General features: G+C 64.7%; 10 protein-coding genes and 1 tRNA gene. 1 reads left to right on the top strand and 10 read right to left on the bottom strand.

All coding sequences use genetic code 11. The features are described from left to right. Positions 1–4 precede the first annotated feature (4 nt). The 5 genes from AC0L2O_RS10585 to AC0L2O_RS10565 form a co-directional block, all read right to left on the bottom strand. A complete protein-coding gene (locus AC0L2O_RS10585) occupies positions 5–373 on the bottom strand; it encodes a hypothetical protein (protein ID WP_369723534.1) in 369 nt (122 codons plus the stop codon). A gap of 210 nt (positions 374–583) precedes the next feature. Next, complete coding sequence (locus tag AC0L2O_RS10580) at positions 584–2,287, bottom strand: flotillin family protein (protein ID WP_473369673.1); 1,704 nt, start codon at positions 2,285–2,287, stop codon at positions 584–586. A gap of 30 nt (positions 2,288–2,317) precedes the next feature. Further along, the gene (locus AC0L2O_RS10575) at positions 2,318–2,983 is read right to left on the bottom strand and encodes an OB-fold-containig protein (RefSeq protein WP_473369672.1); all 666 of its coding nucleotides are present in this window, start codon (positions 2,981–2,983) and stop codon (positions 2,318–2,320) included. A gap of 10 nt (positions 2,984–2,993) precedes the next feature. Next, positions 2,994–4,157, bottom strand: a complete 1,164-nt coding sequence (locus tag AC0L2O_RS10570) for a PspA/IM30 family protein (protein WP_473369671.1) — start codon at positions 4,155–4,157, stop codon at positions 2,994–2,996. A gap of 313 nt (positions 4,158–4,470) precedes the next feature. Continuing rightward, positions 4,471–4,734, bottom strand: a complete 264-nt coding sequence (locus tag AC0L2O_RS10565) for a hypothetical protein (RefSeq protein ID WP_369723530.1) — start codon at positions 4,732–4,734, stop codon at positions 4,471–4,473. 260 nt (positions 4,735–4,994) lie between these two features. Here AC0L2O_RS10565 and AC0L2O_RS10560 point away from each other — a divergent pair, with 260 nt between their 5' ends. Further along, entirely contained in the window at positions 4,995–5,189 is a 195-nt protein-coding gene (locus tag AC0L2O_RS10560) for a hypothetical protein (RefSeq protein ID WP_369723529.1), read from the top strand. Between the two features lie 57 nt (positions 5,190–5,246). Here the strand turns inward: AC0L2O_RS10560 and AC0L2O_RS10555 are convergent, their stop codons facing one another. The 5 genes from AC0L2O_RS10555 to AC0L2O_RS10535 all read right to left on the bottom strand — a co-directional run bounded on the left by AC0L2O_RS10555 (position 5,247) and on the right by AC0L2O_RS10535 (position 12,847). Further along, a complete protein-coding gene (locus tag AC0L2O_RS10555; RefSeq protein WP_369723528.1) occupies positions 5,247–5,393 on the bottom strand; it encodes a hypothetical protein in 147 nt (48 codons plus the stop codon). 189 nt (positions 5,394–5,582) lie between these two features. After that, positions 5,583–5,656, bottom strand: a tRNA-Cys gene (locus tag AC0L2O_RS10550). A 161-nt stretch (positions 5,657–5,817) separates the two neighbouring features. Then, positions 5,818–6,552 (bottom strand): tRNA-uridine aminocarboxypropyltransferase, encoded by a 735-nt coding sequence (locus AC0L2O_RS10545; RefSeq protein ID WP_473369670.1) that lies wholly within the window; start codon positions 6,550–6,552, stop codon positions 5,818–5,820. Between the two features lie 41 nt (positions 6,553–6,593). After that, complete coding sequence (locus AC0L2O_RS10540) at positions 6,594–9,698, bottom strand: efflux RND transporter permease subunit (protein WP_473369669.1); 3,105 nt, start codon at positions 9,696–9,698, stop codon at positions 6,594–6,596. Then, positions 9,698–12,847 carry an efflux RND transporter permease subunit gene (locus AC0L2O_RS10535; RefSeq protein ID WP_473369668.1) on the bottom strand — a complete coding sequence of 1,050 codons (3,150 nt, stop codon included), beginning with the start codon at positions 12,845–12,847 and terminating at the stop codon, positions 9,698–9,700. The genes AC0L2O_RS10540 and AC0L2O_RS10535 overlap by 1 nt, the downstream gene beginning before the upstream one ends. Positions 12,848–12,877 lie beyond the last annotated feature (30 nt).

Genomic DNA, 12,877 nt, shown 5'->3' with positions numbered 1-12,877 from the left:
AAGATTACTCGGCGATGAAGGACGTGGTCTTGGTGCCGGAGTCGTAACGCAGCCTCAGCACGTTGAACTTGCAGAGGTTGACGTTCTTCCACAGCACCGATTCATTGTAGTTCTGCCAGTCGACACGGACGTTCCAGACACACCCCTCATCATCATCGTCGAACTCGACATAGGTGGTCGCCTGGTTCTGGAGCACCTTGTCCAGTTCATTGTCCCACTCGTCCATGCCGTCGTCCGGCCCGTTGAAGCCGAGAAATTTGATGGCATAGCCGGTCTCGTTGACGACCGAGACGTTGCGGGCATCGGCGGCAAAGGACGGCGCGGCGGCCATCGAAAAACCGATGGCGATCATTGCAGACAGAAAATATTTCATATGAATTTCCCCGATCGAAAACGGCTTCGACGCCCGACGTCGATCGGCGCAGGCGCCGCGGCAACCAATGATGTTGCCTGAAACATTCGTCCGGGTTGCGATCGAAAGGTTCAACACCCAATGGACCAGCACTCCGGAAGACGTGCGCGACGCGAGACGCGCGCGTCTTGTTTCCTGGCGATTCCATTCACGGCTGCAACGAACGAGCACTCATAAGTCGGCGCCGTTTGTTTTCTCCGGAGCTGGCACGACCGGGGGCGTTACGATGGCGCCGTTGGCTTTGCCGGTGACGGCGCCAACCAGCGCCTTCACGGGATCGTCGCCGGGGGCAAACCCGCCCTGGCGCAGGATCTCGTCGATCATCGGACGCAACGCGTGCACCTTGAGGAGTTCGCCGGCGAGTCCTTCACCAAACCCGACATTGCCGCCGCCGGGCCCTCCACCGCCGAACGCGCTGCCGGTGTGCAGGATGCGGACGTCCTTGAGGTTGCCGATCGGCTTGACCATCTCGGCCAGCGCCAAGGGCATGGTCTCGATCCGCTTCTTGGCGAGCTCGAAATCGATCACGTTGGGACCGAGCTTGTTCTGGGCCTCGTTCTTGAGCGTGATGATGGCAGCCTCGGCCTCGCCGATGTTCCTGACGCCGACTGCCTTGATCTTGTTGGACTCCGCTTCCGCGGTCGCGAGCGTCTTGGTGGCCTCGGCCCGATCGAGCGCCGCCTTCTTCTCGGCTTCGGCCGCGACGATCACCTCGGTCGACTTGCGCTCGGCCTCGGTCCTCGCCGCGAGCACCTGGGTGAGACGGGCACGGTCGGCGACCTCGACGGCACGAGCGGTTACGACCTTTTCTTCCGCGGAGACGGCAACCGCTTCCGCCGTTTTGGCTTGCGCGACGGCTTCCGAGGTCTGCTTGCTCTTGGAGGCGATCTGGATCTCGTTCTCCTGGGTCGCGATCTGGATTTCGCGCTGCGCGTCGGTCTTGCGCTTGTTGATCGCCAGATCCGATTCGATGACGGCGGTTTCCTTGACTTGCTTGGCCCCAGCCTCCTTCTCGGCGACCGCGCGATCGGTGTCGATGCGGGCGTTCTCCTCGGTGAGACGGGCGGTCTGCGTCGCGGTCGCGACTTCGGCGCGGGTGCTCGCGGTCTTGTTGGCGATGTCGCGCTCCTGCGAGAGCTCGGCCTCTTTCTTGGTGCGCTCGATGGTCAGGGTCTGCTGCCGTGCTTCGAGGTCTTTCTGCGCAATCGCCACCTCATTGTCGCGCACGATCGAGTTGCGGTCGCGCCGGCGGGTCTCGGTGACGGTTTTCAGCTGGGTGAGGCCTTCGGCGTCGAAGAAGTTCTCGGGATTGAAGAACTTCACATCCGTCTGGTCGAGCTTGGTCAGGGACACCGATTCAAGCTCGAGACCGTTAGATTTCACGTCGGACTCCACGGTCGCCTGCACATGCTTGACGAAATCGCTGCGCTTTTCCTGAAGTTCCAGAATGGTCATGGTGGCCGCCACCGAGCGCAGGCCATCGACGAATTTTGCCTCGACCTGGTTGCGCAGGGCTTCGGCGTCGTTCGTCAGCGCACCCAGCGTCTGGCTCGCGAGCGCAATGCTCTCATCATCGGGACGGACGCGCACGTAGAACTCGGCGACGATGTCAACGCGGAGGCGGTCCTTGGTGATCAGGGATTCCCGCTCCTTGCGCTCGACGGTGAGCCGCAGCGTCTTCAGGTTGACGCTGGCATAGGAATGGAAGATCGGCAGGATCATGGCGCCGCCGTCGAGCACCACCTTTTTGCCGCCGAGGCCGGTGCGCACAAAGGCCTCGTCGCGCGTGGCGCGTTTGTAGAGGACGGTGAAGACGATGCCCAGAACGAGGATCAGCGCGACGCCGATCATGGCCGGGACTGCGATGTCGAACATGATTTTCTCCGATAATGATTTGCTGGCGACTTAGAGTCGGCTTGTTAGAGAAGGGTTCGATGGCTTGAGTTCATCGCCGGCCTTGACCGCCACGAAGCGGGTGCCGGCGCGATCGACGAGCAGGACCAGGGTTCCCTGCGGCAATGGGCCCGAGGCGGGCGCTGCGACCGCCCAGACGAAGTGCCTGTTGCCGTGGACGTCAGCGACGCTGACCCGGCCCGGCGGGCCCTGGTCGAGCGGGCCGATGACGACCTCGCCGACGCGACCCACGAGGTCGCCGAGACTGACGGCGTAACTCTCATCCTTGGGAATGACCCGTGCGATGGCGCCGCTGGCGACGCGGACCAGCGGAACCGAGACGACGACCGCCCCGACCGAGGCGATGCTTGCCGGCAACGGACCGGCGACCATCCGCGCGACGTCCTGGATCAGGAAGCCGGTGATCGAGAAGGCGCCGAGCAGCAGCAATAGGAAGATCAGCAGCGGCACGCCACCGACATTGATCCAGGAAATGGCGTTGATGATTCCGTTGTCGCTGGGGTGACCGAAATCGATGCTGGTGCCGAGCATCTCGCTCAACGAGGCCCCGACCAGCATCGAGACCACCTCGACGGAGCCGACGATGACGATCATCGCCGCCGCGATTGCGAACGGCCTGACCTCCGGCGCCATCACGTGTTCGAGCAATGTGCTCATGACACATGACTCAGGAGCGCGACTTCAATCGCGCCAGCCGCGCTGCAATCTCCTTGTCGCGATGCAACGTGCTGAGCTCGTCGATGTCGCTTGAAAACGGGATTGTTGCCGGAATGCCGGTGGCGCGGGCCACCGCCCTGCCCGCACGCAGCGCCTTCGCCGCAGCCGAAGCGCCGCCCGGTTTCCGGGGCGACCCGGATGCCTGATGGCTCGCGGCCGCCTCGCTCTTTGCGAGATCGGCCCGCCGCTGCTCGGCGTCCTGGAGCGCCGAGAGCACGGCGCGCAGCGAGGTGATGCATTGCTCGATCTTCTCGTTGTTCTCGTCGATGGCGCGGGAAAGCACCTCGAACTGCGCCTCCAGGTCGATCTGCCGCGCGATGCCGGCGCGCGCGAGATCGTCGCGGCTATCGGCGATCGCACCTTCGATCTTCGGTGCGAGATCCGTCATCTCGCGCTCGATTTCGGTGCGCCTGGCGTTGAGCCGGTATTCTTCGGCGCGCGCAGCCGCGAGCGCGTCGCGTGCCTCGGCCTCGGCGCGCTCGATCTCGCGGATGGCCTGCCCGACCACGCCGAGCTTGTTCTTGCCCTCCGCCTGTTCGATCGCGTCATAGGCGATCCCGGCGATCAGGCGTCCGACCCGGGACAGGAAGTTTTCGGGAGCGGCAGCGATGGTATCCATGGCGTTCTCCTCCTCTGGCAGACTGTTCGGCGTGACGCCGTAGTGAATTTCGAAACCCTCGTCGGTGCGGATCAGGTGCGCGGGCGCACTTTGCCCCCAGCCATCGGCGTAGCCGGCGTAGTCGAACGGCACGCTGAAGCGCCCTTGCACGGTCGCAATCGAAATGGTGGCGGGGCCCTTGATCTTGGCGAGCTTGTCGTCGAGCGGCAGCCGGCGGCCGGCCGCCGCGCGATAGTCGGCACGATCGCGCAAGCCCAGCGTCACCAGCCGTGACGGCAGCGCGGTTTGTTTGCGGATCGGCTCATAGGCATAGGCATGCAGCAGGACGACGTTGGAGCCGACGTTGTGGCTGCGCGCGACCTCGTCGAGGATCTCCATCATGCGGTCATAGGCCTGGAACGTCGCCTCCATTGCAGCCTTGGCGGCCGCATCAGGGGCAAGCCGGTAACGCAGCGCGGACGGAGCGTTTTTGGGCGACGGGCTCATGGAAAGCACTAAAGCACCATTTTGGTGCTTTAAGAAGGGAAACTTCGATCACGTTCCACTGATCCTTATGCACTCTGTCGGTTAGTCGCGTTCCGCCGGTCGCACGTTCAAGGCGGGCGATTCTCAACCTCGTCATTGCGAGGAGCCCTTGCGACGAAGCAATCCAGAATCCCTCCGCTGAGGGATTCTGGATTGCTTCGCAACGAAGAATGAGGGGCGAATATGCTCGGCTGATACTCTTCTCAACAGCTTCACAGGCTGGTTGCAGCAGATTTGCAAGGTTTCACGAGCTACTTGCTGCGCACAAATCCACAGCGGCCGCTCAGCCGCCGGCTTGGTCGAACACGGAGCGGCAGGCGTCGCTCAGACTGGACCGGTTGCGCCGCAGGCACGCGGTGATGGCGCGGACGTTGGGGATCTCGCCGGCACAGAGCCGGTAGACATCGGGGGTGCAGGCCCGGCGCTGCTCCGGGGTGCCCTGCTGCGCATGGGCGGCAGAGGCGAACAGCGTCAGGAACAGCCCGAGGGTCGAAGCCCGACGTGCTCTGCTCCTCACTCCCGCAAACCGCAAGAACCTCGCCTTCATGACCAGTCTCCTGTCTGTCTGCCTGTCTGCCCGGCCCCGGTTGGCCGGTGTGTGCAAGCGGTAGGAGGAATAAACAGCGAAGAATGTGATCTCTTTCACACTGGCAGCGCGTCCGAGACACCTAGGGTTCCACTGGGGATTTTCAGAAATCACTAACCATATGGGACCCGATCGCCGGATCGTTAAAATGCAAACGATCCGCGCAATCAGGAAACAAACTGGCTTTGCGACATTGCGTCATCCGAGATCCGGAGGGTGCGATGAGCGAAGCCGAATTCAACTTGCTGCTGGATACCGTCCGCAACGCCATGGTCCATGACGAATTGACGTTCGCGCCGGAGGAGAAATTCGTGCCCCGTTCGTGGAGTTTTGACGCGACGCTCAAGGCCGCGAACGACAACGAGGGCGCCTGGCCCCTCCTGCCCTTTCCGGACAGCTGGTGCGCGTCCTGCTGAGCCCGCGTGGCCAGACTCAACGCACGGACGTGTGCATCGCGCACCTGCCCCCGCCGATCAAGCCTTGACGCTCTCCTCGCCGTCCTGCGGCGCCCGGTCGGGTGCGGCGGGCGGGAAAATGCTGTCGTAGATCGCACGGGCCTCGCGAATGAGGCGAGCCCGCTCCAGCTCAGACTTCGGGATAAATCGGACGACGTCGCTCACATGCTCTCCAGCGCTCGATGGGTGGGGCTGCATCACCGGCCCATGCGAACTCTATGCCAGGCGACCTGAATCGGGGGTTTCCAACGGGCCCCGGGCAAACCCGGTGACCGCGCGCGGCCAAGCAGCGCTGACGTGCTCGGCGGAACCCACGCCGCCATCGAATTTATGATGAGCATCAGAGGCTTGTGATGGAGGCCACGTCGGGACTCGAACCCGAGTAAACGGTTTTGCAGACCGGCGCGTAACCACTCCGCCACGTGGCCCCAACGAGGGCGGAGCAATATAGGGGATCAAGGATTTAGGCAACCCCGGGCGGGCTATGCCTCGACTCGCCACCGATATACCGGCTGAGGATTTCCTCGGTCGTGCCGGCCGGGCGATCTCCGCGCGGGGCGATCAACCGCATGAATGAGATGAACTGGAGCTAGGCTCGTTTGCCTCGCCGGACACCGCGCCGGCGGTCCTTCACCGGCGGCTTGGGCGCCAATTCCGGCATCTCGGCCTGAACCTCGCGGTAGCGTGTCAACAGCCGCTCGAAACTGGCATTCAAGGTTTCAGCGACGTCAGGGCGCCGCTCCAGCCCGGCCAGGATCATACCGGCGGCCTCGATGGTCGACAGTCCGTCCTTCCGCGGCTCGCGGCGCAGGCGCCCGTAGCGCGAGGGATGCGCCGGATTCAGGATCACGCGCTGGCATTTCAGCATCCAGGGATTGCGCCACCACAACGCCTTGGCCTGGCTCCAGGTGCCGTCGAGCAGCACCACGCCTTCGAGCTTGCCCAGGATGGCGCGCTGGTTCTCTGCGATCCCACCCTTGCGGGTCAGCGCCACGATCTCGCCCTCGGCGTCGAGATCGGCCGCGCGTGCCGAGCCGAGATAGAGCACGGCCCAGCGCGCGGCATTTTCGACCGGATGTCCGAGCGCTTTGGACAGGCTCGGCCAGGACAGGCCCACCCGCAGCGTCGCTTTGGCAAAATGCTTCGCGGTCAGCCGCGCAGTGCCGAGCGCCCTGTCCTGCTCCTGCGGATGCTGGAGGATCAGGAGGCCAAGCCGGTTCTCGATCGGCGTGACACTGTCGCAGATGCACAGGGGCATCGGCTTCTGGCAGTGCGGACATTCGGGGATCAGCTCGGGCGCTGCGGTCGGTGCTGGGCTGGACATGACCGCCGCTATACGCTCCGCGTCGCGCTTCAACAACCCGCCTATTCCGCTGGCGCAGGCACCGCGCGGGGCTCGGAACGACGCCGCAGGCGGTCGATCAGCAGATAAATCACCGGCGTGGTGTAGAGCGTCAGGATCTGCGAGACGAACAGGCCGCCGATGATGGTGATGCCGAGCGGGCGCCGCAACTCCGTGCCCGGCCCGGTCGCGACGACCAGCGGAATGCCGGCAAACAGCGCCGCCATCGTCGTCATCAGGATCGGGCGGAAACGCGCCTGGCAGGCCTCGAAGATCGCCTCCGCCGAGGACAGGCCGCGCTGGCGCTCGGCGTCGAGCGCGAAATCGACCATCATGATGCCGTTCTTCTTAACGATGCCGATCAACAGGATGATGCCGATAAAGGCGATCACGGTCAGCGGCGTATTCGTGATCTGCAAAGCCAGCAGCGCGCCGAGACCCGCCGAAGGCAGCGTCGAGATGATCGTGAGCGGATGTGCGAGACTCTCATAGAGCACGCCGAGCACGATATACATCGCCACCAGCGCGCCGAGGATGAGCAGCGGCTGACGACCGCTGGTCTTGGCGAAATCGCCGGCATTGCCCTCAAAACTGCCGCGGATGCCCTCCGGCATGTGCAACTCCTCGACTGCGCGCTGGATGTTCTGCGTCGCGGCCTGGAGCGGCACGTCCGGCAACAGGTTGAACGACACCGTGGTCGAGGGGACCGACTGCGAATGATAGACCGCGAGCGCGGCGAGCCCGCGCGTCGCATGCACGACCGCCGACAGCGGCACCTGCACGTCCTTGGCGCCGGCGACATAGATGCGGTCGAGATTGGAGGGATCGACCTGGAATTTCGGGTCGATCTCCAGCACCGTCATGTACTGATTGCGCTGGGTGTAGATGATCCCGATCTGCCGCTGCGAGAAGGCGTTGTTCAGCGCATTGTCGATGTCCTGGACGCGGACGCCGAGCGCTGCTGCCTTCTGCCGATCGATGTTCAAAGTGAGCTGAAGCCCGCCGGGATCGCGGTCGCTCGAGATGTCGGTGATGCCCTCGACCGTTTCCATGCGCTTGGCCACGATCGGCGCCCATTGTTGCAACAGGCCGAGATCGGTGCTGGACAGCGTGTACTGGTAGTCGGAATCGCTCTGGCGTCCGCCGGCGCGGACGTCCTGGGCGGCAAACATGAAAAGCCGGATGCCGGGGACGGGAAACAAAGCGCGCCTGAGACGGTCGATCACGACCTGGGTCGAGACGTGATCGCGCTGCTCCGGCGGCTTCAGGCTGATGAACATGGTGCCGCGATTCGAGGTGGCACCGCCCGGCCCGCCTCCACCACCGACTGTGGAGCCGATGCCGGCCACCGCGGGGTCCTGCATCACGATATCGGCAAGCCGCTGCTGCAGGCTCAGCATCGACTGGAACGAGATGTCGGCCGAGGCCCGCGTCGCGCCGATCACGAAGCCGGAATCATCGGTGGGGAAATAGCCCTTGGGGACCTTGATGTAGAGCACCACGGTCAGGCCGATGGTCGCGAAGAACACCAGCAGCGTCAGCAGCGGAAATTCCAGCACGGTGCGCAAGGTATGGGTGTAGAAGGCGACGATGCGCGACAGCGAGTCTTCAATGACGCGATCGAACAGGGTTGCGGATCCGGACGTGGTCTGCCGGACGTAATGGGCGCAGATCATCGGCGTCACCGTGAGCGACACCAGCGTCGAGACGACGATCGCAAAGGTCAGCGTCAGCGAGAATTCGCGCAGCAGGCGGCCGACGATACCGTCCATGAAGATCAGCGGCGTGAACGCCGCGACCAGCGACAGGCTTATCGAGACCACGGTGAAGCCGATCTGCTTGGCCCCCTCCAGCGCCGCCTGAAACGGCGCCATGCCATGCTCGAGATTGCGGAACATGTTCTCGATCATGACGATGGCGTCGTCGACCACGAAACCGACCGAGATCGCCAGCGCCATCAAGGACAGATTGTCAACCGAGTAGCCGGCGACCCACATCCCGGCGCAGGTTCCGGCCAGCGCCAGCGGCACCGAGATGCCGGCCGCGATCGTCGGGGTCAGGCGGCGCAGGAACACGAACACCACGACCATCACCAGGATGGCGGTCGCCAGCAGCGTCCACTGCATGTCCATCACGCTGGCGCGGATCGTGCTGGTGCGGTCGACCAGGGTGGAGACGTCGACGCCGGCCGGAATCCATTGCTTCAGATCGGGGATCAGGGCCTTGACCCGGTCGACGGTGTCGATGACGTTGGCATCGCCCTGCTTCGTGATCTGGATCAGCACGGCGGGCTGCTTGTTGAACCAGGCAATCGAACGGGCGTTGCGGACGGAGTCCTCGATATCGGCGACATCGGACAGCCGCACGAAATTGCCGTTCGAACTCTTGATGACGATGTCACGAAACTCTTTCGCCGTGCGCATTTGCCGGTTGAGCGACAGTGTCTCGCTCTGGCGCTCGCCGTTGAAGATGCCGACGGGGCCCAGCGGATTGGCGTTGATGATCGCGGTCCGCACATCGTCGGTGGCGATCCCCGCATTCGACAGCGCCACGGGATTGAGCTGGATCCGCACCGCCGGCTGGTCCGCGCCGCTCACCGTCACGTCGCCAACCCCCGGCACCTGCGAGATGCGCTGCGCCAGCACGGTATCGGCGACGTCGTAGATCGCGCTCGCCGACAGCGTCTTCGAGGTCAGCGCCAGCACGAAGACCGGCGCGCCTGCCGTGTTGGCCTTGCGGAAGCGCGGCAGCGCCGGCAGGTCGCTCGGCAGGTCGACCAGGGCTGCATTGATGGCGGCCTGCACGTCGCGGGCGGCCTTGTCGATGTTGCGCCCGATATCGAACTGGAGCTGGATGTTGGCGACGCCAAGCGAGCTCGTCGAGGTGATCTGGTTGATGCCGGCGATCTCGCCGAGCCGCCGTTCCAGCGGCGCGGCGACGGTCGCGGCCATCACCGACGGATCGGCGCCGGGCCGGCTCGCCGACACGAAGATGGCGGGAAAGTCGACGTTCGGCACCGAGGCAACGGGGAGGAACTCGTACGCGACGCCCCCCAGCAGGAACAACCCGATCGACAGCAACGTGGTCGCGACCGGCCGGCGGATGAACGGCTCCGAGATCGATGCCATCACTGCATCCCCTCGGTGGCGCCTGCCGTGGGCGGTGCATCAGGCACCGGCGGCGGCAACGCTTGCTCGAGCCGGCGGTTGATGCGGTCGAGCGCTAGGTAGATCACGGGCGTGGTGTAGAGCGTCAGCAACTGACTCAGCAGCAATCCGCCGATGATGGAGATGCCGAGCGGGAAGCGCAGCTCGGCACCGGTGCCGCTCTCGATCGCCAGCGGCAGGGCGCCGAACAGCGCCGCCAGGGTCGTCATCATGATCGGGCGGAAGCGCAACAGGCAGGCCTGCACGATCGCCTCGTGCGCCGGCATGCCCTGCCCGCGCTCGGCCTCGAGCGCGAAGTCGATCATCATGATCGCGTTCTTCTTGACGATGCCCATCAACAGGATAATGCCGATCAGGCCGATCACCGAGAGGTCCTGTCCGCACAGCATCAACGCCAGGATCGCGCCGACACCGGCCGAGGGCAGCGTCGACAGGATCGTGATCGGGTGGATGTAGCTCTCGTAGAGCACGCCCAGCACGATGTAGATCGTGATCACGGCGGCGAGAAGCAGCCAGGGCTGGCCCGCAAGCGCCTTGGCGAATTCGGCGGCGTCGCCGGCATAGACGCCGACGATGCTGTTGGGCATGCCGATGCGGGTTTCGATCGTCTTCACTGCCTGGACGGCATCGCCGAGCGCGGCGCCTGGCGCGATATTGAAGCTGAGCGAGATCGCAGGAAATTGCGCCTGGTGCGAGATCGCCAGCGGCGCCGTGGTGCGCTTCAACGTCGCCACCGCGCCGAGCGGCACCTGAGCGTTGGGCGCGCCGGCGGTGGCGCTGGCGCCACCCGGCAGATAGAGCTTTGACAGGATCGAGGGATCGCGCTGGTACATCGGCAGCGCCTCCAGCACCACGCGGTACTGGTTGGCCTGGCCGTAGATGGTCGAAATCTGGCGCTGCGCAAACGCATCATTCAGCGTGTCGGTGATGCCCTGGAGGCTGACGCCGAGCTGGCCGGCGCGGGTGCGGTCGACCTCGAGCTGCGCCCGCAATCCGCCTTCCTGGGCCTCGGAGGACGCGTCGCGGAACAGTGGGTCGCGCCGCATCTCGTCGACGAGCTTCCGCGCCCATTCCGAGACCAATGTCGCGTCGGTTCCGGTCAGCGTGTACTGATATTGCGAGCGGCTCGACTGGGTCGAGATCTGCACGTCCTGCACTGGCTGAAAATAGACGGTCATGCCGGGGATGCCGGCCACCTTCTGCTTCAGCCGGGTGATGACCGCGCTGACATCGTCGCGCCGTTCGCCGCGCGGTTTCAGCGTCATCACGAGGCGCCCGACATTGGTGGTCGGGTTGACCGAGCCCGCGCCGATCACGGACACCACGCCGGTCACGTCGGGGTCGGCCTTGATGGCGTCGGCGGCATCGGCCTGTCGCTTCTGCATCTCCGCGAACGACACATCGGGCCCCGCCTCCGTCACCGCGGTGATCGAGGCCGTGTCCTGCAGCGGCAGGAAGCCTTTTGGCGCGACGATGTAGAGGGCGAGGGTCGCAGCCAGCGTGGCGAAGGTCACGACCAGCGTGGCGCGCTGGCGCTCCAGCACCCAGAGCAGCGTCCGGTGATAGAATTCGACGGTACGGTCGATGAAGCCGCTGATGGCGGCCAGCCCGGGCACCGCGAGCTCCTCATGGGCGTGCTTGAGCAGGCGCGAGCACATCATCGGCGTCAGCGTCAGCGAAACCACGGCGGAGGTCACGACCGCGATGGTCAGCGTCAGCGCGAATTCGCGGAACATGCGCCCGACAAGGCCCGACATGAACAGCAACGGGATGAACACCGCGATCAGCGACACCGTCAGCGAGATCACGGTGAAGCCGATTTCACTGGCGCCCTTGAGCGAAGCCTGCATCGCGCTGTCGCCATTCTCCATGTGGCGCACGATGTTCTCGATCATCACGATGGCATCGTCGACCACGAAGCCGGTGCCGATCGTGAGCGCCATCAGCGAGAGGTTGTCGAGGCTGAATCCGGCAAAATACATGATGCCGAAGCTGGTGATCAGCGACAGCGGCAGCGCCACACCCGCGATCAGCGTGGCCCGCAACGAGCGCAGGAACAGCAGCACCACCAGCGTCACCAGCACGACGCTAAGGATCAGCGTGAACTGCACGTCATGGACCGAAGCGCGAATGGTGACGGTGCGGTCGGAGACGATCGTCAGGTTCACGCCGGCCGGAATCGCGCGTTGGACTTTCGGGATTTCGGCCCGGATCTGGCTGACGACGTTGATCACATTGGCGCCGGGCTGGCGCTGGATGTCGATGATGACCGCCGGGCTGCCCTGGTACCAGCCGCCGGTGCGGTCGTTCTCAAGCCCGTCGACGATCTGAGCAACGTCGCCGATCGTGACCGGCGAACCGTTGCGATAGGCGATGATGATAGGACGATAGGCGTCGGCCGCGGCGATCTGGTCGTTGGCCGCGATGATGTAGGATTGCTGCGCGCCATCGAGCGAGCCCTTTGGCCCGGAGACGTTGGCGTTAGCGATGGCGGCGCGCAGATCCTCCATGGCAATGCCATAGGCGGCAAGCCGTGCCAGATCCGCCTGGATGCGCACAGCCGGCTTCAGCCCGCCGAGCACTGAAACGCGCCCGACGCCGGAAATCTGGCTCAGCCGCTGCGCCAGCAGCGTATCGGCGATGTCGCTCATCGCCCGCAGCGAGATCGTGTCCGAGCGCAATGCCAGCGTCATCACCGGCGCATCGGCCGGGTTCACCTTGGCGTAGGTCGGCGGATAAGGCAGCGTCTTGGGCAGCACACCGGCCGCGGCGTTGATCGCGGCCTGCACGTCCTGGGTCGCACCATCGATATCGCGATTGAGATCGAACTGCAGCGAGATCTGGCTGACGCCAAACGAACTCGTCGAGTTCATCGCCGACAACGATGGGATTTGCCCGAGCTGCCGCTCCAGCGGCGCGGTGATCAGCGATGCGATCACGTCGGGGCTGGCGCCCGGCAGCTGCGTCGTCACCTGCACGGTCGGGAAGTCGACCTGTGGCAGCGCCGAGACCGGCAGCGCGAAATAGCCGAGCAGCCCGCCGATCAGCAGCGCGATGCCGAGCAGTGAGGTCGCGATGGGTCGGCGGATGAAGGGTTCTGAGACACCCATGGGATGCGCCTGCCGCTCAAGCGGCTGTTG

The sequence above is a fragment of the Bradyrhizobium sp. Kon10 genome (assembly GCF_055807395.1).
This window is presented reverse-complemented; position numbering and strand designations above follow the sequence as displayed.

Coding starts and splice junctions, on each gene's coding strand:
- AC0L2O_RS10585 (WP_369723534.1), bottom strand. CDS start 373: ATGAAATATTTTCTGTCTGCAATGATCGCCATCGGTTTTTCGATGGCC.
- AC0L2O_RS10580 (WP_473369673.1), bottom strand. CDS start 2,287: ATGTTCGACATCGCAGTCCCGGCCATGATCGGCGTCGCGCTGATCCTC.
- AC0L2O_RS10575 (WP_473369672.1), bottom strand. CDS start 2,983: ATGAGCACATTGCTCGAACACGTGATGGCGCCGGAGGTCAGGCCGTTC.
- AC0L2O_RS10565 (WP_369723530.1), bottom strand. CDS start 4,734: ATGAAGGCGAGGTTCTTGCGGTTTGCGGGAGTGAGGAGCAGAGCACGT.
- AC0L2O_RS10560 (WP_369723529.1), top strand. CDS start 4,995: ATGAGCGAAGCCGAATTCAACTTGCTGCTGGATACCGTCCGCAACGCC.
- AC0L2O_RS10545 (WP_473369670.1), bottom strand. CDS start 6,552: ATGTCCAGCCCAGCACCGACCGCAGCGCCCGAGCTGATCCCCGAATGT.
- AC0L2O_RS10540 (WP_473369669.1), bottom strand. CDS start 9,698: ATGGCATCGATCTCGGAGCCGTTCATCCGCCGGCCGGTCGCGACCACG.
- AC0L2O_RS10535 (WP_473369668.1), bottom strand. CDS start 12,847: ATGGGTGTCTCAGAACCCTTCATCCGCCGACCCATCGCGACCTCACTG.